This window comes from Pseudomonas sp. WS 5146, assembly GCF_012985495.1.
GTDB lineage: Bacteria > Pseudomonadota > Gammaproteobacteria > Pseudomonadales > Pseudomonadaceae > Aquipseudomonas > Aquipseudomonas edaphica.
Genome location: NZ_JAAQWL010000001.1, coordinates 460,692 through 486,920 on the forward strand (window position 1 = coordinate 460,692; position 26,229 = coordinate 486,920).

21 protein-coding genes are annotated in these 26,229 nt (G+C 60.0%); 12 read left to right on the forward strand and 9 right to left on the reverse strand.

Features of this window, described 5'->3' with window-relative positions:
* Positions 1-171: 171 nt before the first annotated feature.
* The 8 genes from HBO41_RS02000 to cobA all read left to right on the forward strand — a co-directional run bounded on the left by HBO41_RS02000 (position 172) and on the right by cobA (position 11,513).
* Positions 172-1,398 carry a CmpA/NrtA family ABC transporter substrate-binding protein gene (locus tag HBO41_RS02000; RefSeq protein WP_017134768.1) on the forward strand — a complete coding sequence of 409 codons (1,227 nt, stop codon included), beginning with the start codon at positions 172-174 and terminating at the stop codon, positions 1,396-1,398.
* A gap of 13 nt (positions 1,399-1,411) precedes the next feature.
* Positions 1,412-1,987: an ANTAR domain-containing response regulator gene (locus tag HBO41_RS02005; RefSeq protein ID WP_053257467.1), complete on the forward strand. Its 576-nt coding sequence runs from the start codon at positions 1,412-1,414 to the stop codon at positions 1,985-1,987.
* A gap of 183 nt (positions 1,988-2,170) precedes the next feature.
* Complete coding sequence (locus HBO41_RS02010; RefSeq protein ID WP_058422064.1) at positions 2,171-3,382, forward strand: NarK/NasA family nitrate transporter; 1,212 nt, start codon at positions 2,171-2,173, stop codon at positions 3,380-3,382.
* Positions 3,382-5,052, forward strand: coding sequence for a bifunctional protein-serine/threonine kinase/phosphatase (locus HBO41_RS02015; RefSeq protein ID WP_138451665.1), 1,671 nt, complete (start codon positions 3,382-3,384; stop codon positions 5,050-5,052). The genes HBO41_RS02010 and HBO41_RS02015 overlap by 1 nt, the downstream gene beginning before the upstream one ends.
* Before the next feature lie 231 nt (positions 5,053-5,283).
* Complete coding sequence (gene nirB / locus HBO41_RS02020; RefSeq protein WP_169984965.1) at positions 5,284-7,737, forward strand: nitrite reductase large subunit NirB; 2,454 nt, start codon at positions 5,284-5,286, stop codon at positions 7,735-7,737.
* A complete protein-coding gene (gene nirD, locus HBO41_RS02025; RefSeq protein ID WP_017134764.1) occupies positions 7,734-8,051 on the forward strand; it encodes a nitrite reductase small subunit NirD in 318 nt (105 codons plus the stop codon). Before nirB ends, nirD begins: the two co-directional genes overlap by 4 nt.
* On the forward strand, positions 8,051-10,759 hold the full coding sequence (locus tag HBO41_RS02030) for a nitrate reductase (protein ID WP_169984967.1): 2,709 nt from the start codon (positions 8,051-8,053) through the stop codon (positions 10,757-10,759). Before nirD ends, HBO41_RS02030 begins: the two co-directional genes overlap by 1 nt.
* 10 nt (positions 10,760-10,769) lie before the next feature.
* On the forward strand, positions 10,770-11,513 hold the full coding sequence (cobA, locus tag HBO41_RS02035) for a uroporphyrinogen-III C-methyltransferase (protein ID WP_169984969.1): 744 nt from the start codon (positions 10,770-10,772) through the stop codon (positions 11,511-11,513).
* 60 nt (positions 11,514-11,573) lie between these two features.
* Here cobA and HBO41_RS02040 read toward each other — a convergent pair whose 3' ends face one another.
* The 8 genes from HBO41_RS02040 to ppsA all read right to left on the reverse strand — a co-directional run bounded on the left by HBO41_RS02040 (position 11,574) and on the right by ppsA (position 19,714).
* Entirely contained in the window at positions 11,574-12,554 is a 981-nt protein-coding gene (locus HBO41_RS02040; RefSeq protein WP_169984972.1) for an OmpA family protein, read from the reverse strand.
* Between the two features lie 107 nt (positions 12,555-12,661).
* Positions 12,662-13,252: an RNA polymerase sigma factor SigX gene (gene sigX, locus HBO41_RS02045; RefSeq protein ID WP_017134760.1), complete on the reverse strand. Its 591-nt coding sequence runs from the start codon at positions 13,250-13,252 to the stop codon at positions 12,662-12,664.
* An 87-nt stretch (positions 13,253-13,339) separates the two neighbouring features.
* Positions 13,340-14,164 carry a mechanosensitive ion channel family protein gene (locus HBO41_RS02050; protein WP_003193288.1) on the reverse strand — a complete coding sequence of 275 codons (825 nt, stop codon included), beginning with the start codon at positions 14,162-14,164 and terminating at the stop codon, positions 13,340-13,342.
* A gap of 2 nt (positions 14,165-14,166) precedes the next feature.
* Positions 14,167-14,412 (reverse strand): hypothetical protein, encoded by a 246-nt coding sequence (locus HBO41_RS02055; RefSeq protein WP_005790375.1) that lies wholly within the window; start codon positions 14,410-14,412, stop codon positions 14,167-14,169.
* Between the two features lie 86 nt (positions 14,413-14,498).
* Positions 14,499-15,494, reverse strand: a complete 996-nt coding sequence (locus HBO41_RS02060) for a zinc transporter ZntB (protein ID WP_138814349.1) — start codon at positions 15,492-15,494, stop codon at positions 14,499-14,501.
* Between the two features lie 25 nt (positions 15,495-15,519).
* On the reverse strand, positions 15,520-16,008 hold the full coding sequence (gene rraA / locus HBO41_RS02065; protein ID WP_169985266.1) for a ribonuclease E activity regulator RraA: 489 nt from the start codon (positions 16,006-16,008) through the stop codon (positions 15,520-15,522).
* A gap of 234 nt (positions 16,009-16,242) precedes the next feature.
* Positions 16,243-17,232 carry an alpha/beta fold hydrolase gene (locus tag HBO41_RS02070; RefSeq protein WP_017134757.1) on the reverse strand — a complete coding sequence of 330 codons (990 nt, stop codon included), beginning with the start codon at positions 17,230-17,232 and terminating at the stop codon, positions 16,243-16,245.
* Between the two features lie 106 nt (positions 17,233-17,338).
* A complete protein-coding gene (gene ppsA / locus HBO41_RS02075; protein WP_017134756.1) occupies positions 17,339-19,714 on the reverse strand; it encodes a phosphoenolpyruvate synthase in 2,376 nt (791 codons plus the stop codon).
* Between the two features lie 178 nt (positions 19,715-19,892).
* Here ppsA and HBO41_RS02080 point away from each other — a divergent pair, with 178 nt between their 5' ends.
* Positions 19,893-20,711 carry a pyruvate, water dikinase regulatory protein gene (locus HBO41_RS02080; RefSeq protein WP_003193298.1) on the forward strand — a complete coding sequence of 273 codons (819 nt, stop codon included), beginning with the start codon at positions 19,893-19,895 and terminating at the stop codon, positions 20,709-20,711.
* Positions 20,712-20,889: 178 nt separating this feature from the next.
* On the opposite strand, the gene HBO41_RS02085 is transcribed toward HBO41_RS02080, so the two are convergent.
* Positions 20,890-22,314, reverse strand: coding sequence for a PLP-dependent aminotransferase family protein (locus HBO41_RS02085; protein WP_169984974.1), 1,425 nt, complete (start codon positions 22,312-22,314; stop codon positions 20,890-20,892).
* A gap of 160 nt (positions 22,315-22,474) precedes the next feature.
* On the opposite strand from HBO41_RS02085, the gene HBO41_RS02090 reads away from it, so the two are divergent.
* The 3 genes from HBO41_RS02090 to HBO41_RS02100 are packed head-to-tail and all read left to right on the forward strand — an operon-like array spanning position 22,475 to position 26,196.
* On the forward strand, positions 22,475-23,368 hold the full coding sequence (locus HBO41_RS02090; RefSeq protein ID WP_017134754.1) for a DMT family transporter: 894 nt from the start codon (positions 22,475-22,477) through the stop codon (positions 23,366-23,368).
* A gap of 35 nt (positions 23,369-23,403) precedes the next feature.
* Positions 23,404-25,266 carry a molybdopterin-synthase adenylyltransferase MoeB gene (gene moeB / locus HBO41_RS02095; protein WP_099548797.1) on the forward strand — a complete coding sequence of 621 codons (1,863 nt, stop codon included), beginning with the start codon at positions 23,404-23,406 and terminating at the stop codon, positions 25,264-25,266.
* A 15-nt stretch (positions 25,267-25,281) separates the two neighbouring features.
* Positions 25,282-26,196, forward strand: a complete 915-nt coding sequence (locus tag HBO41_RS02100) for a PLP-dependent cysteine synthase family protein (RefSeq protein WP_017134752.1) — start codon at positions 25,282-25,284, stop codon at positions 26,194-26,196.
* The last annotated feature ends 33 nt before the right edge of the window (positions 26,197-26,229 follow it).

Sequence of the window (26,229 nt, forward strand, 5' to 3'; positions counted from 1 at the left end):
ACGGCAGGCTCCATCCGCCGCCCCGTGGCATGTGCCTTGCTACGGACTCTGCATCAAAGCCCGCGCCAACGTCGGAGCAGGCTTACAGACAAAGGCGTCGTTACCCGGCAATGGCTTGTACTGCCATGCGAAGGAGCGATGCTTTTTTTTTGACAGAAAAGGTAGGTGTTGATGAACGACTCGGTCGGCAACAGCCCGGTGAACACCCCACTGGCGTGGGTCAACGGCAGTGACGCCCCGGAAAAGAGCAGCCTGGACCTGGGTTTCATGGCACTCACCGACTGCGCTTCATTGGTGGTCGCCGCCACCCAGGGATTTGCCCAACCCTACGGCCTGACGCTGAACCTCAAGCGCCAATCCTCCTGGGCCAGCCTGCGCGACAAACTGGTCAGCGGTGAACTGGACGCCGCCCACAGCCTGTACGGGTTGATCTATGCCGTACACCTGGGCATTGGCGGCGTGGCGCCCACCGACATGGCGGTACTGATGGGGCTCAACCAGAACGGCCAGAGCATCAACCTGTCCCACGGCCTGCAACAGCAGGGCGTGACCACTCCTGAGGCACTCGACCGCCACGTGCACCAAAGCCGAACAAAGCTGACGTTCGCCCAGACATTTCCCACAGGCACCCATGCCATGTGGCTGTATTACTGGCTGGCGAGCCAAGGCATTCACCCGTTGCAGGATGTAGACAGTGTGGTGGTGCCGCCACCGCAGATGATCGCGCACCTGCAAGCCGGGCGCATCGACGGCTTTTGTGTCGGTGAGCCCTGGTGCGCCAGCGCGGTCAAGCAAAACCAGGGGTTCACCCTGGCCACTACCCAGTCGATCTGGCCAAACCACCCAGAAAAAGTGCTCGGCTGCACCCAGGCGTTCGTCGATCAATACCCAAACACCGCCCGCGTACTGGTTATGGCGATCCTCGAGGCCAGCCGTTTTATCGAACAAAGCCAGGAAAACCGCCGCTCCACCGCACAACTGCTCAGCGCTCGCGAGTACCTCGATGCCCCGCTCGACTGCATCGAACCCCGCTTGCTGGGGGCTTATGACGACGGCCTCGGCAACCAGTGGCAAGACCCGCACGCCCTGCGCTTTTTTGCTGATGGCGAGGTGAACCTGCCGTACCTCTGCGATGGCATGTGGTTCATGACCCAGTTTCGACGTTGGGGCCTGCTGCGCGAAGACCCGGACTACCTGGGCGTGGCTCGCCAGGTGCAGCAACTGGACCTGTATCGCCAGGCCGCGACTGCCGTTGGCGTCCCGGCCAACGCCCAAGACATGCGCAGCAGCCTGTTGATCGACGGCAAGATCTGGGACGGCTCCGACCCCGCCGCCTACGCCCGCAGCTTCCGCCTGCATGCCCTGGCGGACCTTACCAGCCGCCAGGCACTGCGCTGACAGGACCACGACTATGTTACGAATCCTGTTGATCAACGACACCCCGCGCAAGGTCGGGCGCCTCAAAGCCGCTTTGACCGAGGCCGGTTTCGAGGTGATCGATGAGTCCGGCTTGACCATCGACTTGCCGGCGCGCGTCGAAACGGTGCGCCCGGACGTGATCCTGATCGATACCGAGTCACCCGGTCGCGATGTGATGGAGCAAGTGGTGCTGGTCAGCCGCGACCAGCCGCGACCCATCGTGATGTTCACCGATGAGCACGACCCCAATGTGATGCGCCAGGCGATCAAGTCAGGGGTCAGCGCCTACATCGTCGAAGGCATTCAGGCCCAGCGCCTGCAGCCGATTCTCGACGTGGCCATGGCCCGCTTTGAAAGCGACCAGGCCTTGCGCGCCCAGCTCCAGGCCCGTGACCAACAGTTGGCCGAGCGCAAGCGCATCGAGTTGGCCAAGGGCATGCTGATGAAAATGAAGCACTGCAATGAGGAAGAGGCCTACACCCTGATGCGCCGCCAGGCCATGAGCCGCCAGCAGAAATTGATCCAGGTGGCCGAGCAGATCATCGCCATGAGTGAGCTGCTCGGCTGAACTGGCGCAGCTCTTGCTAAGCACTTATTACAGGTAGCCAACGGCGGTTGCCCCTTTTACGACAAAGACGTCGCCCATCCGGTTTGCACTCGCGAACTCGATGGCGGCGTTTTTTTTCGTTTTGGCCCCGGCGATTGGGGCCAACAGGCCTTCTGACAAGACCCCCAACCGTTGAGGTGCGTGATGAAATCAAGCTTCTGGAAATCCGGGCACACCCCGACCCTGTTTGCCGCGTTCCTGTATTTCGACCTGAGCTTCATGGTCTGGTACCTGCTGGGGCCACTGGCGGTGCAGATTGCCGCCGACCTGCACCTGACCACCCAGCAACGCGGCCTGGTGGTGGCCACGCCAATCCTGGCAGGCGCGGTGCTGCGCTTTTTGATGGGCATGCTGGCCGACAAGCTGTCACCCAAGACCGCCGGGCTGATCGGCCAGGTGATTGTGATCGCCGCCCTGTTCGGCGCCTGGAAACTCGGCATCCATAGCTACGAGCAAGCGCTGTTGCTGGGCGTGTTCCTGGGCATGGCCGGTGCATCCTTTGCAGTCGCCCTGCCCTTGGCCTCCCAGTGGTATCCGGCTGAGCACCAAGGCAAGGCCATGGGTATCGCCGGCGCCGGCAACTCCGGCACCGTGTTTGCCGCCTTGCTGGCGCCGGTACTGGCCGCCGCATTTGGCTGGAGCAATGTGTTCGGCTTCGCGCTGATCCCGCTGGTGCTGACACTGATCGTGTTCGCGTGGCTCGCGCGTAATGCGCCCGAGCGCCCGAAAGCCAAGTCCATGGCCGACTATTTCAAAGCCCTGGGCGACCGCGACAGCTGGTGGTTCATGTTCTTCTACAGCGTGACGTTCGGCGGCTTTATCGGCCTGGCCAGCGCCCTGCCCGGCTACTTCAACGACCAGTACGGCCTGAGCCCGGTGACCGCCGGCTACTACACCGCCGCCTGTGTGTTTGGCGGCAGCTTGATGCGCCCATTGGGCGGCGCGCTGGCCGACCGCTTCGGTGGGATTCGCACCCTGCTCGGCATGTACGGCGTGGCAGCGATTTGCATCGCCGCCGTGGGTTTCAACCTGCCAAGTTCCTACGCCGCACTGGCGCTTTTCGTCTGCACCATGCTCGGCCTCGGTGCAGGTAATGGCGCGGTGTTCCAACTGGTGCCCCAGCGTTTTCGCCGCGAAATAGGCGTGATGACCGGCCTGATCGGCATGGCGGGCGGCATTGGCGGCTTTGCTCTGGCGGCAGGCATGGGCGCGATCAAACAGAGCACCGGCAGTTATCAGCTGGCCTTGTGGTTATTTGCCAGCCTTGGCGTGTTGGCCTGGTTCGGCCTGCACGGCGTCAAGCGTCGCTGGAGAACCACGTGGGGCTCGGCCGCCGTGACCGCCGCACGCGTCTGATGAGCCTGCAACTGAGCGTCGCCCAGGCCAGCGCCATCGGCCCGCGGGCAGAAAACCAGGACGCCCTGCGGGTGGTCACGCCCATGCCGGAACTGGCCGCAAGCAAGGGTTACCTGTGCGCCATCGCCGATGGCGTCAGCCAATGCGCCGACGGTGGCCTGGCCGCCCGTTCAACCTTGCAGGCGCTGGCCCTGGACTACTACGCCACGCCGCAAACCTGGGGCGTGGCCCAGGCACTGGAGCGACTGTTACTGGCACAGAACCGCTGGTTGCAGGCCAACGGCGGTGGCCAGCCGCTGCTGACCACCCTCAGCGCCCTGGTATTTCGCGGCCAGCGCTTCACCCTGGCGCATGTGGGGGATTGCCGGGTGTATCGCTGGCTGGACGGCGAGTTGCAGCGCATCACGCAAGACCATGTGTGGGAACAACCGGGCATGCAGCATGTGCTCAAGCGCGCCCTCGGCCTGGATCAGCACCTGGTGCTGGACTTTCTCGACGGTGAACTGCGCGAAGGCGAGTGCTTCCTGCTGCTCAGCGATGGCGTGTGGGCCACGTTGGGCGACCACAGCATCAGCGCGATCCTGCGCGAACAAACCAATCTCGATGTGGCGGTGAACACGCTCGTCAGTGCCGCACACCTGGCCGCCAGCCAGGACAATGCCAGCGCGCTGCTGGTGCGTATCGACCAGCTAGGCGCCGCGACCCTGGGCGATGCGCTGGTGCAGTTGCAGCAATGGCCGCTGCCACCGCCCCTGAAGGCCGGGCAACGCTTTGAAGGCTGGCAGGTTGAAAGCCTGCTGGCGCAAAGCCGACAGTCATTGCTGTACCGCGTGCGCGATGCCCAGCAACAAGCTTGGCTGTTGAAAACCTTGCCGCTCAACCGCGACGATGACAACGACGCCGGCCAAGCCTTGCTGTCGGAAGAATGGTTTCTGCGACGAGTGGCCGGGCGCGCGTTTCCTGAAGTGCATGCGGCCAGTGGGCGTCAGCATTTGTACTACGTGATGCGTGAATATTCGGGGCAGACCCTCGCGCAGCTGTTCCAGCAACAAGGCCCGCTGCCCTTGGCGCAATGGCAGTCCATTGCCGAGCGTTTGCTGCGGGCAGTGGGCCTTCTGCATCGACGGCAGATCCTGCACCGTGACATCAAGCCGGAAAACCTGCTGCTGGGCGATGATGGCGAATTACGCGTGCTGGATTTCGGCCTGGCCTACTGCCCGGGGCTTTCCGAGGACCGCGCCCATTTGCTGCCCGGCACCCCAAGTTTTATCGCGCCCGAAGCCTTCAGTGGCGAACGTCCTACGCCGCAACAGGATTTATACAGTATCGGTGTCACGCTCTATTACCTGCTGACCGGGCATTACCCCTACGGTGAAATCGAAGCTTTCCAGCGGCCACGTTTCACCCAGCCCGTCAGCGCCAGTCGTTACCGCCCCGATTTACCGGACTGGTTGCCGTTGAGCCTGGAACGCGCTGTGGCCGCACAGCCCGCAGAACGTTATGAAACCGCCGAGGAATGGTTGCTGGTGCTGGAACAGGCCGACCGCCGTGAATTGAGCGTACGACCCAAACCGTTGCTGGAGCGCGAGCCGCTCAAGGTCTGGCAAACCCTGGCGACCGTCTCGCTGCTGGTCAATCTGGTGCTGCTGTACTGGCTGCTGCACCACTAGGGGGCGAATTTCCATGTGATATCAATGGGAATCCCAATAAAACGGGCGTCCGGCAACTTGGCACAACCGCTGCATTAGCTTCATCAACAACTCACATATAGCCGCCCCTTCAACGTCGAAGGGTCGAGCTTCCCGAGAGAACGGGACCGGACAAAGGTGTCCTCGCCAGGTAACTGGTGGGGGCGCCTTTTTTGTTTGCGCACGATTTGTCGAGCCATTGCGGAGAACGACATGAAAAAACTCAAACTGGTGATGATCGGCAACGGCATGGCCGGGGTTCGCACCCTTGAAGAATTGCTCAAGCTGAGCAGCGACCTGTACGACATCACGGTGTTCGGCGCCGAGCCCCACACCAACTACAACCGCATCCTGCTGTCACCGGTGCTGGCCGGCGAGCAGACCTTCGAAGAGATCGTGCTCAACGACCTCGACTGGTACCTGGACAACCACATCAAGCTGTTGCTCAACCGCAAAGTGGTGCAGATCGACCGTGTAAGACGCATCGTCATCGCTGAGGACGGCAGCGAGGCCGAGTACGATCGTCTGTTGATTGCCACCGGCTCGACGCCTTTTATCCTGCCAATCCCCGGCAATACCTTGCAGGGTGTGATCGGCTACCGCGACATCGCCGACACCCAGGCCATGATCGACACCGCCAGGACCCACAAGCACGCGGTGGTCATCGGCGGCGGCCTACTCGGCCTGGAAGCCGCCAACGGCCTGATGTTGCGCGGCATGCACGTGACCGTGGTGCACATCGGCGAATGGCTGCTGGAACGCCAGCTGGACAAGACCAGCGGCCAGTTGCTGCAAACCGAACTGGAAAGCCGTGGCCTGGTGTTTCGCCTGTGCGAGCAAACCCAGGCCCTGCACGACGCCGGCAATGGTCGTGTCGGCTCGGTGCAGTTCAAGAATGGCGACATCATCCCCGCCGACTTGGTGGTGATGGCCGCCGGCATCCGCCCCAACACCGAACTGGCAGAGAAATCCGGCATCCCCTGCAACCGAGGGATTCTGGTCAATGACACTCTGCAAACCTACGACCCGCGCATCTATGCCATCGGCGAGTGCGCCAGCCACCGTGGGATCGCCTACGGCCTGGTGGCGCCGCTGTTCGAACAGGCCAAGGTCTGCGCCAATCACCTGGCCCAGTTGGGCTTTGCCACTTACAAAGGCTCGGTGACCTCGACCAAGCTGAAGGTCACCGGTATCGACCTGTTTTCCGCCGGGGATTTCATGGGTGGCGAAGGCACTGAGACCATCACCCTCTCCGACCCGATTGGCGGCGTGTACAAGAAGCTGGTGATCAAGGACGACATCCTGGTTGGCGCGTGCCTGTACGGCGATACCGCCGACGGTGGTTGGTATTTCCGCCAGATCCGTGAGAACCACGCGATTGGCGAGATTCGTGATCACCTGATGTTTGGCGAAAATGCTTTAGGCGATGTCGGCCACCAAGGCCAGGACAAAGCCATGAGCATGGCCGACAGCGCTGAAGTCTGCGGCTGCAACGGCGTGTGCAAAGGCACCATCGTCAAGGCGATTCAGGAACACGGGCTGTTCAGCGTTGACGATGTGAAGAAGCACACCAAAGCCGCCAGCTCCTGCGGATCCTGCGCCGGGCTGGTGGAACAGATCCTGATCAACACCGTGGGCGGCGCCGCCGACGTCAAACCCAAAAGCGAAAAAGCCATCTGCGGCTGCAGCGACCTCAACCATGGGCAAATCCGCCAGGCGATCCGCGACCAGCACCTGCTGACCATCGCCGGCACCATGAGCTACCTGAACTGGCGCACCCCCAACGGCTGCGCGACCTGCCGCCCGGCCCTGAACTATTACCTGATCTCCACCTGGCCCGGCGAGGCCAAGGACGACCCGCAATCGCGCCTGATCAACGAACGCGCCCACGCCAATATTCAGAAAGACGGCACCTACTCCGTAGTCCCACGGATGTGGGGCGGCGTGACCAATCCGTCGGAGTTGCGGCGCATTGCCGATGTGGCCGACAAGTACAACGTGCCAATGGTCAAGGTCACCGGTGGCCAGCGTATCGACCTGCTGGGCATCAAGAAACAGGATTTGCCCGGTGTGTGGAAGGACCTCGACATGCCCTCCGGCCACGCTTACGGCAAATCCATCCGCACCGTGAAGACTTGCGTGGGCAGCGAGTTCTGCCGCTTCGGCACGCAGAACTCCACGCAGTTGGGTATCGAGTTGGAGCACGACCTGTTCAATATGTGGTCGCCGCACAAGGTCAAGCTGGCGGTGTCCGGTTGCCCACGCAATTGCTCGGAAGCGGGCATCAAGGACGTCGGCATTATCGGCGTCGACTCCGGGTGGGAGATGTACATCGGCGGCAACGGCGGGATCAAGACCGAAGTAGCGGAGTTTTTCGTCAAGCTGAAAACTGCCGAAGAGGTGCGCGAATACAACGGCGCGTTCCTGCAGCTGTATCGCGAAGAGGCTTTCTACCTCGAGCGCACCGTGCATTACCTGCAACGGGTAGGCATGGAGCACATCAAGAAAGCCGTTCTGGAAGACCCGGCCCGGCGCCAGACCCTCAACGAGCGCCTGCAATTCTCGCTGTCATTCGAACAAGACCCGTGGAAAGAACGCCTGGAACAGCCGCTGCTGAAAAAGGAATTCGAGGTCATCCCCGTCAAACAGCTGGAGGTGTCGGCATGAACTGGCTGGATATCTGCGCCCTCGATGAAATCAACGCCCTGGGCTCGCGCATCATCAATGGGCCAAAAGGCGATATTGCGATTTTTCGTACCAGTGACGATGAGGTTTTCGCTCTTGATGACCGCTGCCCACACAAAGGCGGGCCGCTGTCCCAAGGCTTGATCTACGGCAAGCGCGTGGCCTGCCCGCTGCACAATTGGCAGATCGACCTGGCGTCGGGTGAAGCCCAGGCGCCGGACATCGGCTGCGCCCATCATCACCCCGCCCGCGTAGAAAACGGCCGGGTGATGCTGGCCCTGCGGGACGCCGGTTGATGAACCGACAGACCACCGCGTCCACCTGCTGTTACTGCGGCGTGGGTTGCGGCGTGCTGATCGAGCATGACGGCGTGCAGATCCTGGGGGTGCAAGGCGACCCGAACCACCCGGCCAACTTCGGCAAGTTGTGCAGCAAGGGTTCGAGCCTGCACCTGACCGGCGACCTGACCGCCCGTGCCTTGTACCCGGAACTGCGCCTGGGCAAAGGCCTGTCCCGCGCCCGCACCGACTGGGACACCGCCCTGGACCACGCGGCCAACGTGTTCGCCGACACCCTTGCCGAACATGGACCGGACAGCGTGGCGTTTTACATCTCTGGCCAGTTGCTGACCGAGGACTACTACAGCTTCAACAAGCTGGCCCGCGCGCTGGTGGGCACCAACAATATCGATAGCAATTCGCGGCTGTGCATGTCTTCGGCAGTGGTCGGCTACAAGCGCAGCCTGGGCGCCGATGCGCCGCCGTGCAGCTATGAAGACCTGGAGGCAAGTGATTGCGTGATGATCGTCGGCAGCAACATGGCCTACGCCCATCCGGTATTGTTCCGACGTCTTGAGGAAGCCAAGGCGCGGCGCCCGCAGATGAAAGTGCTGGTGATCGACCCACGGCGCACAGACACTTGCGATTTGGCCGACCTGCACCTGGCGATCCTGCCGGGCACCGATGTGGCGCTGTTCCATGGGATCTTGCACCTGTTGCTGTGGGAAGACTGGATCGACCGCGACTTTATCCAGGCGCATACCGATGGGTTGCTCGAGTTGAAACGACTGGTGCATGACTACACGCCGCAGATGGTCACGCAGTTGTGCGGCATCAGCGTCGAGCAGTTGCGCGTGTGTGCAGAGTGGGTCGGCACCTCCGGCAGTTTTCTCTCGCTGTGGTGCATGGGGCTCAACCAGTCCACCGCCGGCAGCGCCAAAAACAGTGCGCTGATCAACCTGCACCTGGCCACCGGCACTATCGGTCGGCCGGGTTGCGGGCCGTTTTCCCTGACCGGCCAGCCAAATGCCATGGGCGGGCGCGAAACCGGCAGTTTGTCGAACCTGTTGCCGGGGCATCGCGAGGCGGCCAACCCTGAGCACAGGGCTGAAGTCGCGGCTTATTGGGGCGTTGAATCGTTGCCGGCGCCTACCGGGCTGACGGCTATCGAACTGTTCGAACAGATCCAGGCCGGCAAGATCAAGGCCGTGTGGATTGCCTGTACCAACCCCGCGCAATCCTTGCCGGACCAGAACAGCGTGCGTGCGGCATTAGCGGCCTGCCCGTTCGTGGTGTTGCAGGAGGCTTTTCGCACCACCGAAACCGCCGCCTACGCCGACCTGCTGTTACCCGCCGCCAGTTGGGGCGAGAAAGAAGGCACGGTGACCAATTCCGAACGGCGGATTTCCCACGTACGCCGCGCCATCGACCCACCCGGGGAAGCACGGCCGGACTGGGCGATTACCGTGGATTTCGCACAGCGCCTTGAGCGACGCTTGCGTCCGGGGTTGCCGAGTTTGTTCGCCTTCGAGCAACCGGCGCAGATCTTTGATGAGTACAAGATGTTGACCCGTAACCGCGACCTTGACCTGTCGGGAATCAGCCATGCTCTGCTCGATCAGCTCGGCCCGCAGCAATGGCCATTTCCCGAGGGCGCACAAGCGGGCACGCCGCGCCTGTACACCGAGGGTGTGTTCCCGACAGACAGCGGCCGCGCGCACTTTATCGCCGACCCTTACCGCGCCGCCAAAGAACAACGTGACGCGCGCTTCCCACTGACCCTGATCACCGGGCGCCTGCGCGATCAATGGCACGGCATGAGCCGCACCGGCACAGCCGCGCAGTTGTTCGGGCACGTCAATGAAGCACTGCTGAGCCTGCACCCGGATGAGCTGCGTCGGCACCGTTTCAAAGAGGGCGATCTGGTCAGCCTGAAAAGCCGTCGTGGCAGCGTGATTATCGCCGTCAGCAGCGATGACAGCGTGCGCCCGGGCCAGGCATTCCTGCCGATGCATTGGGGTGATCGCTTTCTCAAGGGCGGTGTTAATGCCCTTACCCAGCCGGCGTTCGACCCCTTGTCGAAACAGCCCGAACTCAAACACAGCGGCGTGCGCCTGGAGCCAGTGCAACTGCCGTGGCAGCTGTTCGCGCTGATCGAAGGAAATGTGCAGCAACACTTTGACGCCCTACGCCCGCTGTGTGAGGGCTTTGCCTACGTCAGCTTGAGCCTGGCCGGGCGTGAACGGCCGGCTCTTCTGGTGCGCGCAGCCCATACCGAGGCGCCCGACTTGCAACTGTTAACCCGTATCGACGAACTGCTGGGCCTCAATGACGGCCCGGTCATGGCCTATGACGATCCGCGGCGTTCGATTGGCAAGCGGGTAAAAATCGAAAAAGGCCGCATCACCGCGCTGCGCCTGGCCGGCGAAACCCTGGCACGGCATTGGTTGCAGCGTTTGTGGCTGGAAGGCCGTGCCGACGATCAACTACGGCGCTGGCTGCTGGCGCCACTCAGTGCACCACCGGGCGGCGCGGCAGCCAGCAGTAAAATTTTGTGCAACTGCAAGAACGTCAGTGAAAGCGCGGTATGCGCCGGTATCGGCCGTGGCCTGGACCTGGCCGGGCTTAAGCAGGAACTGGGCTGCGGCACGCAGTGCGGCTCTTGTGTACCGGAAATCAAACGTCTTTTGGCCAGCACGTCGCTGCCAATCGCAATCAGTGTGTGAGGGGATAAACATGAGCGCAAAAGTCTGGCTGGTAGGCGCAGGCCCCGGTGATCCGGAGTTGTTAACCCTCAAGGCGGTACGCGCCCTGCACGCAGCCGATGTGGTGCTGATCGATGATTTGGTCAACCCGAGGGTGCTGGAGCACTGCCCGGACGCTCGGGTGATAACCGTGGGCAAGCGCGGCGGCTGCCGTTCGACACCCCAGGATTTTATCCACCGCCTGATGCTGCGCTATGCGCGCCAAGGCAAATGCGTGGTGCGACTTAAGGGCGGCGACCCGTGTATTTTCGGCCGGGGCGGCGAAGAAGCGCTGTGGTTGCGTGAACGCGGGGTTGAGGTGGAATTGGTCAACGGGATTACCGCGGGCCTGGCAGGTGCAACGAACTGCGATATTCCCCTGACGCTGCGCGGGGTCAGCCGCGGTGTGACGCTGGTCACTGCGCATACCCAGGACGACAGCAGCCTGAACTGGCGTGCCTTGGCCGAGGGCGGTACGACATTGGTGGTGTATATGGGCGTAGCGAAGCTGGAGGAGATTCGTCAGCAATTGCTGGAGGGCGCAATGGCAGCGGATATGCCGGTGGCGATGATCGAGAACGCCTCATTGCCTCAGCAACGCGAGTGCCGCAGCACTCTGGCGCACATGCATACCGATGCACAGGTATTTGCTCTGAAAAGCCCTGCAATCCTGGTGATCGGCAGTGTTGCTGGCGCAGGGCAAGCCGCCTCTATCACAGTGTCAGCCAGCGCCTGAGGTAAATTTCAGGCAAAAAAAAGCCCGGCCTAAGCCGGGCTTTTTTCTACCACTCAGTAATTACTGAGCTTGAGCTTCAACCGACGCTTCTACGCGACGGTTAACAGCGCGACCAGCTTCAGTTGCGTTGTCAGCAACTGGGCGGGATTCGCCGTAACCTACCGCGGTGATGCGGCTAGGAGCAACGCCGTCTTTAACCAGGACTTGCTTAACAGCGTCAGCACGACGCTGGGACAGCTTCTGGTTGTAGGCGTCTGGACCGATGGAGTCAGTGTGACCAGCAACTTCTACGTTGGTAGCTGGGTACTGAGCCATGAAGTCGGCCAGGTTTTTCACGTCGCCGTAGCTGTTAGGCTTAACAACCGACTTGTCGAAGTCGAACTTAACGTCCAGCTCAACACGAACAACCTGAGCAACTGGAGCTTCTGGCTCTGGAGTTGGCTCTGGAGCTGGTGCTGGGGTAGGAGCTGGAGCAACTGCGCCAGCGTTACCGCCGAAGTTCACACCCAGGCCGACCAGTGCGGAGTAGTCCCACTTGCCGTTGTCCAGTGCGTAGTCAGCTTCAACACCGGCACGAGCGTACACGTTGTTGGTGAAGTAGTACTTCACGCCAGCGCCGGCGATAGCCAGGGTGGACTGGTCGCGACCGCTGTGGCCGTCAGCTTTGACGTTGCCACGGCTTTGGTGGCCGAAACCGCCTTCTACGTATGGACGCAGGCTGTCAACGCCAGCCTGGCCGAAGTGGTACTGAGCAGTCAGGCTGCTAGTGTCGCCACCGATCTTCTGGCTGCCAGTACCGTCGTTCGAACGGGTGTGGTTGGTTTTGTCGTAGGACAGGTTCAACGACAGGTCGTCGGTCAGGAAGTAACCAATGCGAGCGCCTGGGTTGAAGCCGTCTTCGATGTGCTTAACGCTATCGTTGTACTGCTTCTTGTAGAACAGCTCGCCTTCAACTGCGCCTTGGCCTTGTGCCAGTGCGCCGAAAGAAGTAGCGGCAATAATAGAACCAATGGCAAAGCCCAAGGTGTTTTTCAGTTTCATCCGTTAAATCCCCATCTGGTGATTGTAAAGCAGTCCCACAAACCGGGGGACAACTCGGCGACAAGTCTAACAGAACTTGCCTACACGTAAGAGATATTTGCCACGCACTAAGTTTCAGTCTCGCCCGCAAATTTCTCACGTAATTTATCAAGAGCACGCTTGTAACGCATTTTTGTAGCACTCAAACCCATGTGCATGATGTCAGCAATTTCCTGAAACTCCAGCTCTGCGACAAATCGTAGCACCAGAATTTCCCGGTCAATCGGATTCACATGCACCAACCAGCGATCAAGTCCGGCCTTTTCCTCGGGTACCGGCGCCTTTTCTTCAGACGCTTCCTCAAGGGGGTCCAGACTTAAAGCGTCCATCAAGCGACGCTTTCGCCGTTCCTTACGATACTGCGTGATGCACTCGTTGTACGTGATGCTATAGAGCCATGTCTTGAACTTCGATTTGCCCTCGAAGTTCTTCAGGCCGTACAGCACCTTGAGCATCACTTCCTGACAGACATCATCCGCATCTCTATCGTTCCCTAAATACCTTGAACAAACGTTGAACAGAGTGCGTTGATACCTGCGCATCAATTCTTCGTACGCGCGTGTTACGTGAAACAGCTCCGTGTGCGAGCGCGCGACCAACTCCTCATCAGAGAGCTCACGGGGGTCATAGCGCGTGGACAGCGTTTGGGCTTTATTCAAAACAAGTCGTGCCGACAGTCAGGTCAATGTCCGCTACAGCCCGGTCTCCCGGGTTTGCGGCGGCGTACATTAGCAGGATTTGCCGGGTTAGCGGCTACTGACCTGCTGCTCGAGGAGAATCCGATTGGACAGCGATACCAGCTCACCGTCATCGGTCAGCACCGTCGTCTTGACCGTGCCGATCTCCTCGATTTGCCCTTCGACCTCGCCCACACGCACCTGTTGCCCAACCTGATACAGCTCACGCACATAGATTCCCGCAAGAATCTGACCGGCAATTTCCCGGCTTCCCAAACCCATGGCCAGCGCAACTGCCAGACCAACGGTAATCAAAACAATCACAATCACGTGGTTTAGAAGGTCAGTTTTGACCTCCAGCTGGCTGATCGCGACGGAAATACTGATGATGATCACCAGCCCCTGGGCAATTCGCCCCAGGCCCGCAGCATAGTCCAACCCCACGCCTTCAGCAGCACCGCGCACCAGCCCGTTGGCCAGTTGCGCCAGTAAAACACCTACCAGCAACACCAGCGCGCCGCCGAAAACCTTCGGCAAATACAGCGCCAGCATGTCGAGCGTAGCTGAAACTCGCTCAAGTCCAAGGGATTGAGCCGCAGAAACCAGAAAAATAAGCAGAACGAACCAATAAACGATCTTACCGATGAGGGTTGAGATCGGCACTTGCAGCCCGGCACGGCCCAGCAGCTTGGTCAGGCCGGTGCCCGCCATCAAGCGATCCAGCCCCAATTTTGCGAGCAATTTGGACAGCAGGGTGTCGAGCAACTTGGCCACGACAAAGCCCAGCAACACCAAAACCAGAGCACCAAACAGGTTGGGAATGAAATTCGCCACCTTGGTCCACAATGCGGTCATCGCGGTGACCAGGCTCTGGGTCCAGAGATCAAGTTCCATATTCAATCAGCCTTATCAGCAGTGCGAGCAAGAGGTTTACGACGCGAAACCGGCGATACGTGGGCCGAACCATTGTTCAGGGCCATCATCAACGCCGGCAACCAACGACCCAGCAGACCGAACAGGTCACCCGCCCCTACCTGACGGTTGGCGGTTTTCAACACGCGGCCCAGGCATGCATCGTCATCACGGTTGGATGGCGACGCATTGAGCATGTCACGCAAAGACTGTTCGAACGGATCGTGCATAAAGACCTCTCGCAAGTGAGTTAAAAGACGAGGGTTAAATTCTTTGGGTCACATGTGCCCCTGCCTGTGTTCAGGTCATATTCAGGTCAAACCCAGCGCAATCGTCGAAATAGCCACCATTGACCGAGTGCTACCGAGACCATCAACAAGCAGGCAATCACGAATCCATAGGGGCTGGCAGAGAACGGAATCCCGCCCACATTTATACCCAGCAAACCGGTCAGAAAACTCATCGGCAGGAAGATCCCGGTGATGATCCCGAAGCGGTACATGGTGCGATTCATGCGTACGCTCAAGCGCCGGTCTTCGGCCTCAAGTACCAGCCCCACGCGCTCCCGGGTCAGTTCGAGCTCTTCCAGGTAGCGGGTCAGGCTGTTGTTCAATTCGTTCCAGTAGTCAGCATCGTCATCACAAAACCACGCTAATTTGATCCGCGTCAGCTGCGCAAAAATATCCCGCTGCGGCGCCAGGAAACGCTTCAATCCGGCAGCCCGTCGACGGATCTGCAAGACGTTGCCGTGCTCCGGAGTATACCGTTCGTCGGCATCGAGTTTTTCTTCCTCTAAATCGACGACTTCGGACAGGTCGGTGACCAGATCCTGCACTTTATTGGTCAGGTACTGCGCCATATAAAGGATGAGTTCAGAAGCGGTTTTTGGCCCTTTGCCTTCAGCCAGTTGCACCAGCAGCTCATCGGTAGCCCGCAATGGGCGCAAGCGCAGGGAAATCACGCGACTGGCTGCCGCGAAAATACGCACCGAGACCATGTCTTCCGGCTCGGCGCCAGGGTTGAGGTTGACTCCGCGCAGAAACAACAGCAATTCGCTGTCCGGCAGCGGCAACAGGCGCGGTCGGGTGTTTTCCTCCAGCAACAAGTCGCAGGCAAATTCGCTCAAACCGCTGGATTTACGCAACCAGGTCTGAGTCTGTGGATGGCTGCGATCCCAATGCAGCCACAGGCTTTCCTGGGGCTGCAGCTGCAAATCATCGAGCTCAGTCCGGGCAATCGAACGCGCACCGCCTTTACCGTCCAGCACCAGGGCATGCACCAGCCCCCATTGCGCGTTTTCTTCCTCGAACATCCTCACCCCTTTCGGCTACTGCGGTTTATTCAGGCATTTTCAGCGGGCTTGGCGAAACGATCACGCCATTATTGTCGGCGTAGACGTACTCACCAGGGCGGAATGTCACGCCGGCAAACGTCACCACCACGTTCAGGTCGCCAATGCCGCGCTTGTCGGTCTTCATGGGGTGAGGCGCCAACGCCTGCACACCCAGGTCTGTCTGGGCGAGGACGTCGACATCACGCACGCAACCGTAGATCACCAACCCTTCCCAACCATTTTTTGCAGCTTTCTCGGCGATCATGTCGCCCAGCAGCGCGCGACGCAGGGAACCGCCGCCATCGACCACCAGCACTTTGCCGGCGCCTGGTTGGTCGGCCTGTTCCTTGACCAGCGAATTGTCTTCGAAGCACTTGATGGTGACGATTTCACCGCCAAAGGAGTCTCGGCCACCGAAATTACTGAACATCGGCTCAACTACCTGCACCAGCTCCGGGTAGGCGTCGCACAGATCGGGCGTCACGTAATGAATCATCGGGAAACTCCTGTCATCAAGGAAGAGGTCGAACATCCCACGGTGTACATCAGAAAAACGCGTCACAACGGCTGAAGTTTAAGCGCTCACCCCTCAGCGGCGGCCATGATCAGACCCACGCCATCGCAACGCAATAGCGACTGCGCGACTGAATATGACCAGAAGCGTTTGACGCGTCATATCTTAGCCGCAACCTCTCTGGAGTGAAACGCCCTTGGCAGAGCGGTTGTGCTAAACCGTTGCAGCTACTTGGGGCTCTGCTGCGAATAAAGGTGTCAGTGGATCTTTCAGCCATTGCGCCATCAACGGCCACACTTCGGCCTGCGCGGCCTTGCTGACCAGCATCTCGACGTGCCCGAAATCCCCGCTGAAGCCTTGCTTGCGCCCCAGGCACAGGTATTGGCGGTGTTCAGAGCCAACTTGTTCGAACAACTTGCGACAAGCCCAGTCCGGGTCCTGTTGATCGCCAGCAGCGCTGACCGCCAGCAGCGGCACGTCGACATCGGCCAGGCCTTTCCACCAGTCCTGCTTGCCATCGCCAAAACGACCGAACAGGCCGTTCCAGCGCATGGCTTCGATCATCACGCCCGCCGGCTCGTCCTCGGGGCCGCGTTTGAGCCGTACACCGGATACTTCACCAAAGCGTTTCAAGAGCAAACGGCCGGTCCACTCCAGCGGCGGAATCTTCAACGGCCAGTGGGTGCGGCTGACCTGGCAGCCAAACAGGGCTACCGACGCCACGGCTGGCGCGCCAAGGTGCTGACCGCCCAAAGCCGCTGCCAAGGCAGTGCCGCCCAGGGAGTGGCCGATCCAGTGCGGGATTTGTGCGCTTTGCTCACGGACAAACGCGCCGATCGCCGGCAAATCGTAACGCGCATAATCGGCGACGCGGTTTCTGGCGTAATCCTGATTGCGCTTGGACAGGCCATGGCCGCGCATTTCCGGGATCCACACATCAAACCCCTGACGCGCCAGGTAAGCGCCCAGGCCGATACCTTTGGGCGAATACCAGAAGCGCCGATTGGAAAAACTGCCGTGCAATAAAATTACCGGCGTGCCCCGGTTTTCCGGGACATCTGCCAGGCCCAAACGGGTCACAGCCAGCTCAACAGTGCCGTCGGGGCTGTTGCCGGGTTTGAGGCGGTACACATCTTCACTCAGGTCGCCACGACGTTCAGCGCTGATCAAGGCGACGGGAAATAGGTTGCTGCTGCTTTGCATAATGCTCTTGCACAAAAAAGGGCGGCGTCCGGATGGAATTCCGCCCTGTACAGATAAGAATGCCGGTCACCCAGGCTGGGTGACCGGCACTTTTGACGTCACGTCCTTAAGCGGACGCTTGGCCTTCCGCCAGGAAGAACCAGGTTTCCAGCACGGAGTCGGGGTTCAGCGAGACGCTTTCGATACCCTGCTCCATCAGCCATTTGGCCAGGTCCGGGTGGTCGGAAGGGCCTTGGCCGCAGATACCGATGTACTTGCCGGCCTTGTTGCAGGCCTGAATGGCGTTGGCCAGCAGCTTCTTGACCGCAGGGTTACGCTCATCAAACAGGTGCGCGATGATCCCCGAGTCACGGTCCAGGCCCAGGGTCAACTGGGTCAGGTCGTTGGAACCGATGGAGAAGCCGTCGAAGAACTCCAGGAACTCCTCGGCCAGGATGGCGTTGGACGGCAGTTCGCACATCATGATCACGCGCAGGCCATTCTCGCCGCGGGACAAGCCGTTTTCAGCCAGCAGGTCGACGACTTGGCTCGCTTCGCCCAGGGTCCGTACAAACGGCACCATGATCTCGACGTTGGTCAGGCCCATCTCGTTGCGCACGCGCTTGAGGGCACGGCATTCGAGTTCGAAGCAGTCACGGAAGGCTTCGCTGATGTAACGCGAAGCGCCACGAAAGCCCAGCATCGGGTTTTCTTCTTCGGGCTCGTAGAGCTTGCCGCCGATCAGGTTGGCGTACTCGTTGGACTTGAAGTCCGACAGGCGCACGATGACCTTTTTCGGGTAGAACGCCGCCGCCAGGGTGCTGATGCCTTCCACCAGCTTCTCGACGTAGAAACCCACTGGATCGTTGTAGCCGGCGATGCGCTTGTCGACGCTTTCCTTGATTTCCAGCGGCAGGCCGTCGTAATTCAACAGCGCCTTAGGGTGTACGCCGATCATGCGGTTGATGATGAACTCGAGGCGGGCCAAGCCCACACCGGCGTTCGGCAACTGCGCGAAATCGAACGCACGGTCGGGGTTGCCGACGTTCATCATGATCTTGAACGGCAGGTCCGGCATCGCATCGATGGAGTTTTGCTTGATATCGAAGCCCAGTTCACCTTCAAAGATGAAGCCAGTGTCGCCTTCGGCACAGGACACGGTCACACCCTGGCCGTCTTTCAACAGTTGGGTGGCGTTGCCGCAACCGACGACTGCGGGAATCCCCAACTCACGGGCAATGATCGCCGCGTGGCAGGTACGCCCGCCACGGTTGGTGACGATGGCGCTGGCGCGCTTCATCACTGGTTCCCAGTCCGGGTCGGTCATGTCGGAGACCAGCACGTCACCGGGCTGGACTTTGTCCATTTCAGACACGTCCTTGATGATCCGCACTTTGCCGGCGCCGATGCGCTGGCCGATGGCACGGCCTTCCACCAGCACAGTGCCGGTTTCTTTCAACAGGTAGCGTTCCATCACATTGGCCGAAGTGCGGCTCTTCACGGTTTCCGGACGCGCTTGCACGATGTACAGCTTGCCGTCATCACCGTCTTTGGCCCACTCGATGTCCATCGGGCACTTGTAGTGCTTTTCGATGATCATCGCTTGTTTGGCCAGTTCGCTGACTTCAGCGTCGGTCAGGCAGAAACGCGCGCGTTCGGCCTTGTCGACTTCAACGGTTTTCACCGAGCGACCGGCCTTGGCCTCGTCGCCGTAGATCATCTTGATGGCCTTGCTGCCCAGGTTGCGGCGCAAGATGGCCGGGCGGCCGGCCTCAAGGGTGTGTTTGTGGACGTAGAACTCGTCCGGGTTAACCGCGCCTTGTACGACGGTTTCGCCCAAGCCGTAGGCGCCGGTGATAAACACCACGTCACGGAAACCGGATTCGGTGTCCAGGGTGAACATCACGCCGGCGGTGCCGGTTTCCGAACGCACCATGCGCTGCACACCGGCAGACAAGGCCACCAGCTTGTGGTCGAAACCCTGGTGTACGCGGTAGGAAATAGCGCGGTCATTGAACAGCGAGGCAAACACTTCCTTGGCGGCGCGGATCACGTTTTCAACGCCGCGGATGTTCAGGAAAGTTTCCTGCTGGCCAGCAAAAGAGGCGTCCGGCAAGTCTTCGGCGGTGGCCGAGGAGCGCACGGCAACTGCCATGTCCGGGTTGCCGGCCGACAGTACTGCGAAGGCGGTACGGATTTCTTCGTTGAGCTTCTCGGGGAACTCGGCGTCCATGATCCATTGGCGGATCTGGCTGCCGGTTTTCGCCAGGGCATTGACGTCATCGACGTCCAAGGCGTCCAGCGCGGCGTGGATCTGGGCGTTGAGGCCGCTCAGCTCGAGGAAATCGCGGTAAGCCTGGGCCGTGGTGGCGAAACCACCGGGCACCGACACACCAGCGCCTGCAAGATTACTGATCATCTCGCCGAGGGATGCGTTCTTGCCCCCCACATGCTCTACATCATGGACGCCGAGCTTATCGAGGGAAACTACGTACTCTACCAAGGTGATCTCTCCACTTTCTGTGTTGGAAAAGCTCAGGACGCCGGCGGCTCAGTAGGAGCAAACGCCAGCGCTTGTGGCCTGGACCTGGAAAATAAGTGAGAATGCGGCCCACTGCGGGACGGCAAAATCGCGCCTATCATATCCAAGATTCGCCATCAGCTTAAGGCCCAGGGCTCAAATGAAACGATCTGCTTTCTTTATCTCCGACGGCACCGGCATCACAGCCGAAACATTGGGTCAGAGCCTGCTCGCGCAGTTCGAAAACATTACCTTCGCCAAATTCACGCGGCCTTATATAGACAGCGTGGATAAAGCGCGGGCCATGGTACAACAAATCAATCTGGCGGCTGAAAAAGACGGTTTTCGCCCGATCATTTTCGACACCATCGTCAATCAAGACATTCGTGAGATCCTGGCAACCTCCAATGGTTTCATGATCGACATCTTCTCTACGTTCCTGGCGCCATTGGAACAGGAGCTGAGTGAACATTCCTCCTACTCCGTGGGCAAGTCCCATTCCATTGGCCACAACTCCAACTATATGGAGCGTATCGAGGCGGTGAACTTCGCCCTCGACAACGATGACGGCGCCCGCACCCACTACTATGACAAGGCTGACTTGATCCTGGTGGGCGTGTCTCGCTGCGGCAAGACCCCGACCTGCCTGTACATGGCCATGCAATTCGGTATCCGCGCAGCCAACTACCCGCTCACCGAAGACGACATGGAGCACCTGACGCTGCCTGCCGCCCTGCGTGCGCATTCGCACAAGCTGTTCGGCCTCACCATCGACCCGGACCGTCTTACCGCCATCCGCAACGAGCGCAAGCCCAACAGCCGCTACTCCAGCTATGCCCAGTGCGAGTTCGAGGTGCGCGAAGTGGAAAATCTATTCCGTCGCGAGAATATTGCGCACATCAATTCCACGCATTTTTCGGTGGAAGAGATTTCGGCGAAGATTCTGGTGGAAAAAGGTGTGGAGCGCCGCTTCAAATAGTGGGTGCCTGCACGGGCGCCATCGCAGGCAAGCCAGCTCCCACAAGGGAATGCATTCCAAATGGGGGAGATTCTGGTGGAGACCTGAACTGGCCCCAGCAAGCCAGCTCCCACAGGGGAATGCATTCCAAATGTGGGAGCTGGCTTGCCTGCGATGAACGATAACGCGGTAAACCTGCCTACAGCTGAAACCTGTCACCGCCCTGCCCCAACGCGGTGGCCAGCGCATCAAAGCCCTCACGCAGCAACTGATCATCGCCTGACGTATTACAGATACTCGCCCGAATAAACTGCGGCACCGCCGTCTGCCCTACGGCAAATGCCTCAGCGGTGGCGATCAGGTAATTATTCTGCTTGAGCTCCGCCTCGATTTCCGACGCACGCCAGGGCTCCGGCACTTCAATCCAGAAGTGTGGGCTGTTGAGGTGAGTGCGGTATTCCAAACCGACCAAAAGGTCGCGCACCAGTGCTTTTCGCCGGATGATCTCGTTGATTTGCTGGCGCAGCAGGTATTCCGCCGTGCCGTTTTCGATCCATTGCGTCGCCAGCTCCAGCGTCACCGGCGTAGCCATCCAGCAGGTCGAGCGCAAGGCCGCCGAAATCCGGCTGACCAATGCCGGTGGCGCATGCACATACCCCACCCGCAGCCCGGCAGACACCGCCTTGCTCAGGCTGCTGATCAAAATCGTACGCTCGGGCGCGAAAAAGCTCAGCGGTGGCGGGCGATCTTCCACCAACACGCCGTGGGCTTCGTCTTCCAGAATCAGCAGATTATGCTCGCGACACACCTTGGCCAGCGCTTCCCGGCGTGCGACCGACAGCACGGCCGTGGTCGGGTTCTGGATCGTCGGCGTGCAGTACAGCGCCGAAACCCGGTGATTACGACAGACTTCATCCAGCGCACCCGGCAGCACGCCTTCGTCATCCATCTCCAGGCCGATCAGCCGTACACCGAGCATACGTGCGGCGGTGATAAGCCCTGGGTAAGTCAGTTGCTCAGTGACCACCGTATCCCCCGCCCGCAGCAACGCCATCATGGCGCAGAGCAGGCCATGCTGGCCGCCGTTGACGCAGATGACCTGCTCGGGAATCGGATGAAAATCGCGCTGCACCAGCCATTGCGCACCGGCCTCGCGGTAGCGCGGCAAACCGGCGTCCGGCGTATAGGCGCTGATGTCCTGAAGGAATTTGGCGTTGGTCGACAAGGTTTGGAAGCTCTGGGCCAGAAACACCGTCTCTTGCCCGGGAATGTGCATGTTGCGGCTCATATCGAAGTACTGGCGTGGCTCTTCGCTGACGTTGCGAAAGCCTTCATCACGCTGGCGCTCCATCCCACGCTTGCGCACGAAAGTGCCGTCACCGACACGCGCCACCACTAACCCCAGGCGTTCCAGCTCGCCGTAGGCTCGGCTGATGGTGCCGATGGTCACGCCGAGGTTATCGGAAAGAACCCGATGGGGCGGCAGTTTGCGCCCCGGCTCAATCAAGCCTTCAAGGATGCCTCGCTCCATCACATCGGACAGGCGTTTGTACTTGACGCCCTGACCGCTGGACAACCCCTCACGCATAATTGACACCATGTCAATATTTGTTTTGACAGCCATCATTCGCCCTAATAGTGTGCTTTTACGGGTTCAATCACCGGATGAAACAACTTAATACACAGTCAATATAGAGTTCAATTCCGGCTCAGGGAAGCAATAAACGATGCCAATGTCCGCCGTTCTTGAAAACACTACAAAAACAAAAAATCAGAAACAGTGGTTGGCCGGTCTGGTCACCAGCGTGATGTTTCTTATCGTGTGCCTGAGTTGGGGCACCACCTGGCTGGGCATCAAGATCGCCGTCGAAAGCGTGCCGCCGCTGACGTCCGCCGGGCTGCGCTTTCTGATCGCGTTCCCGCTGTTCCTGTGTTTTGCCCTGGTGCGCCGCGAGCCGATCCTGTTCCCGCGCGAAAGCCGCTGGTTCTTCGTATTTGTGACCCTGTCGTACTTCAGCGTTCCCTATTACTTGCTCAACTACGGCGAGATGCATGTGTCGTCCGGCCTCACCGCGCTGCTGTTCAGCTGCATGCCGGTGTTCATCCTGATTTTTTCCGCGCTGTTTTTGCGCGAGCGCATCTACTTTTCCCAAGTGGTCGGCATCGGCATCGGTTTCGGCAGCCTCTACATGATCATCAAGAGCCAGGGCCTGCACCTGGACCACGCCGAATTCTTCGGCGTGCTGGCAATTCTGACCGCCGCGATCATGCATGCCTTGTGCTACGTCATCACCAAGCAAAAAGGCAGCGCCATCAGCGTGATTACCTACAACACATTGCCCATCGGCATCGCCGGGTTGATGCTGTTCGTGGCCGGCCTGTGGTTTGAAACACCGACGTTCGAAAACATCACCCTGCGTTCATGGAGTGCCTTGTTCTACTTGGGATTGGTGGCGTCGGTGGGCGGGTTTATCGTGTACTTCATGTTGCTCAAACGTTTGAGCCCGATCATTTTGTCATTCGTGTTCATCATCTTCCCGGTGTTCGCGGTGATCATCGGCGCCTGGTACGAGGGCGTGGAAATTTCCCGTGACCTGATGCTGTACTCGGCCATTCTGCTGGCCGGCTTTGCGATCACCAAGTTGCCAGTTGAAAAACTCCTGGCCAAGAAAAATTGACCCTTAAACCACAACTACAACAACGCGAGAGAAACATGGAAGTCCTCCGCCCCACCGCTCTGGAACAGATCTATGCCCATGCCAGCCGCAGCTACCCGGAAGAATGCTGCGGTTTTGTCTTCGCCGATGGCAGTGTGTACCTGGGCAACAATATCCAGAATGAGCTGCACCACAAGAACCCCGAGATGTACCCGCGCAGCGCGGCCAATGGCTATACCTTTTCGGTGGCCGACACCCTGCTGATGAACAAGGCGTTTCGCAGCGACAACCCGGTGGTGGTGATCTACCACTCCCACCCGGACGTCGGCGCCTATTTCAGTGATGAAGACCAGGACAAGGCACTGTTCCTGGGTGAGCCGATCCACCCCGTCAGCTACCTGGTGGTGGACGTGCGCCAGGGCCAGGCCCTGGGCTCAAAGCTGTTTGCCTGGGATGGCAAGCAATTCGCCCTTAAACCCTTCAACGACCTGCACACGGAGTTGTCCATGAACGCTGTCTCTTTCCCCGATATTCTGGTTCGCGTGGCCAAGCTGCCGGAATCGACCCTTGAGGGCACTGGATCGACATTGCGCGAAGTCATTGAAAGCCTCTGCAGCAGCCACCCACAGCTGCGCACGCACCTGTTTCATGAAAAGAACAACCAGCTCAAGGAACACTTCCTGTTCACCGCCGAGGAAGAACTGATCGGCGCCGATGAGCAGTTGCCGGAAAAAGCCAAAATCGAAGTGCTGCTGGCCACCTCCGGTGGCATGGACGTCGACCAACTGAGCAACGAAGAAGTGCAGCGCTACGTACGCCACATCACCCTGCCCGGCGTCGGCCGGGAAGGCCAGTTGAACCTGAAAAAAGCCAAGGTACTGATCATCGGCACCGGCGGCCTGGGTTCGCCCATCAGCCTGTACCTCGCGGCAGCCGGCATCGGCACCCTGGGCCTGGTGGATTTCGACGTGGTCGAGAGCAGCAACCTGCAACGCCAGATCGTGCACGGCAACAGCACCTTGGGCATGCCCAAGGTCGAGTCGGCCAAGCGGCGGCTGCAAGACCTCAACAGCCATATCCAGATCAATGCCCACGACACCGCTCTCAACGCCGACAATGCGTTGGAGCTGGTCGGCGCTTATGACCTGGTGATCGACGGCACTGACAACTTCGACACCCGCTACCTGGTCAACGATGCCTGCGTGCAACTGGGCAAACCGTTGGTGTACGGCGCCATCTACCGCTTCGATGGGCAGATCAGCGTGCTCAACTACAAAGGCGGGCCGTGCTACCGCTGCCTGTTTCCTTCAGCACCGCCGGCCGAGTTGGCACCCAATTGCAGCGCCGGTGGCGTGATCGGTGTGCTGCCGGGTGTGGTCGGGATGATCCAGGCCACCGAAGCGATTAAATTACTCATCGGCATCGGCGAACCGCTGTCGGGCCGCCTGATGCGCTTCGACGCGCTGGCCATGAAGTTCAGCGAGATCCGCTTCAAACGCCGTGCCGACTGCCCATGCTGCTCAGACCTGCGCCACAGCGAAAGCGTCGCGCCAGCCGTTTGCGCGGACGCCCTCCCGAGCCAGCCCGCGTTGGCCGAGGAGCGCTACATCAAACCACGCGTGCTCAAGCAACTGCTCGAACACCCACGCAGCGCCGACGTGCTGCTGGATGTGCGCGACGCCAGCGAGCTGGAGGTGTGCAAATTGCCGGGCGTGGTGCATATCCCCCTGGCCGAACTGGATGGGCAGTTGGACAGCCTCAGCCGCGACAATACCCATTACCTGATCTGCTACGCCGGAACCCGCGCCGAGCAAGCGGCCGGCACCCTGCTGGCCGCCGGCTTCGCCAATACCAAAGTCCTGCAGGGCGGCATGAAACATTGGGTTCGCGACGTCGAACCCGACATGCCTTTGTACTGATCCGGGGGCTGAGCGATGTTGCATAACTCCATTCTCGACGTGATCGGCCATACGCCGATCGTGCGCCTGGCGCAGTTTTCCGAAGACCTCGGCATCGAGGTCTACGCCAAGCTCGAATCCCTCAACCCTGGCGGCAGCCACAAGGCGCGTATTGCCCTGGGCATGATCCTCGACGCAGAACGCCGAGGCGTGCTGATTCGCAACTGCGGGCAAACCATCATCGAGCCCAGCGGCGGCAATACCGGCATTGGCCTGGTGATGGCCGGCAATGTGCTGGGCTACAAAGTGGTGCTGGTGATCCCTGACAACTACAGCCCCGAAAAACAGAAACTGCTGCGTTTATACGGCGCCAAGGTGGTGCTGTCGGACAGCCGTCTGGGCAACAACTCCCACGGCGAAAAGTGCATGGAACTGCAGTTGGAAAACCCCAACTTCGTGATGCTCAACCAGCAGCGTAATGGCGCCAACCCGCAGACTCACCGCGACACCACCGCACCGGAAATCCTCCGCGCGTTCGGCGAGCAGCGGGTGGACTACTTCGTCAGCGGCATCGGCACCGGTGGCCATATCACCGGCATCGGCGAAACCCTCAAGGCAGCCTGGCCCGCGATGCGCATCATGGGTGTGGAACCGGAGGAGTGCGACCTGCTCAAGGACCAGCACGCGCCGCACCATATTCAGGGCCTGTCGATCGGCTTGATCCCGAGCATTCTTAACGTGGGTGTACTGGACGGCATGCTCAAGGTCTCACGCCTGGCGTGCCTCGACATGATGAAACGCATCATGCGCACCGACGCCATCAGCTTGGGTTTGTCTTCGGCCGCCAACATGGTTGCCATTGCCCAACTCGCTCCCGAACTCCCGCCTGAAACGGTGGTGTTGACCATGGTCTACGACAATGCCGATAGCTACCTGCCCAATTTCGAATAATCGGTTTTTCAACCATCCAGACTGTGGGGGTGC

Coding starts and splice junctions, on each gene's coding strand:
- HBO41_RS02015 (WP_138451665.1), top strand. CDS start 3,382: ATGAGCCTGCAACTGAGCGTCGCCCAGGCCAGCGCCATCGGCCCGCGG.
- HBO41_RS02060 (WP_138814349.1), bottom strand. CDS start 15,494: ATGTTCGAGGAAGAAAACGCGCAATGGGGGCTGGTGCATGCCCTGGTG.
- HBO41_RS02085 (WP_169984974.1), bottom strand. CDS start 22,314: ATGGCTGTCAAAACAAATATTGACATGGTGTCAATTATGCGTGAGGGG.
- HBO41_RS02010 (WP_058422064.1), top strand. CDS start 2,171: ATGAAATCAAGCTTCTGGAAATCCGGGCACACCCCGACCCTGTTTGCC.
- HBO41_RS02080 (WP_003193298.1), top strand. CDS start 19,893: ATGAAACGATCTGCTTTCTTTATCTCCGACGGCACCGGCATCACAGCC.
- HBO41_RS02055 (WP_005790375.1), bottom strand. CDS start 14,412: ATGCACGATCCGTTCGAACAGTCTTTGCGTGACATGCTCAATGCGTCG.
- nirB (WP_169984965.1), top strand. CDS start 5,284: ATGAAAAAACTCAAACTGGTGATGATCGGCAACGGCATGGCCGGGGTT.
- HBO41_RS02040 (WP_169984972.1), bottom strand. CDS start 12,554: ATGAAACTGAAAAACACCTTGGGCTTTGCCATTGGTTCTATTATTGCC.
- nirD (WP_017134764.1), top strand. CDS start 7,734: ATGAACTGGCTGGATATCTGCGCCCTCGATGAAATCAACGCCCTGGGC.
- moeB (WP_099548797.1), top strand. CDS start 23,404: ATGGAAGTCCTCCGCCCCACCGCTCTGGAACAGATCTATGCCCATGCC.
- HBO41_RS02100 (WP_017134752.1), top strand. CDS start 25,282: ATGTTGCATAACTCCATTCTCGACGTGATCGGCCATACGCCGATCGTG.
- HBO41_RS02070 (WP_017134757.1), bottom strand. CDS start 17,232: ATGCAAAGCAGCAGCAACCTATTTCCCGTCGCCTTGATCAGCGCTGAA.
- HBO41_RS02000 (WP_017134768.1), top strand. CDS start 172: ATGAACGACTCGGTCGGCAACAGCCCGGTGAACACCCCACTGGCGTGG.
- cobA (WP_169984969.1), top strand. CDS start 10,770: ATGAGCGCAAAAGTCTGGCTGGTAGGCGCAGGCCCCGGTGATCCGGAG.
- HBO41_RS02050 (WP_003193288.1), bottom strand. CDS start 14,164: ATGGAACTTGATCTCTGGACCCAGAGCCTGGTCACCGCGATGACCGCA.
- HBO41_RS02030 (WP_169984967.1), top strand. CDS start 8,051: ATGAACCGACAGACCACCGCGTCCACCTGCTGTTACTGCGGCGTGGGT.
- HBO41_RS02005 (WP_053257467.1), top strand. CDS start 1,412: ATGTTACGAATCCTGTTGATCAACGACACCCCGCGCAAGGTCGGGCGC.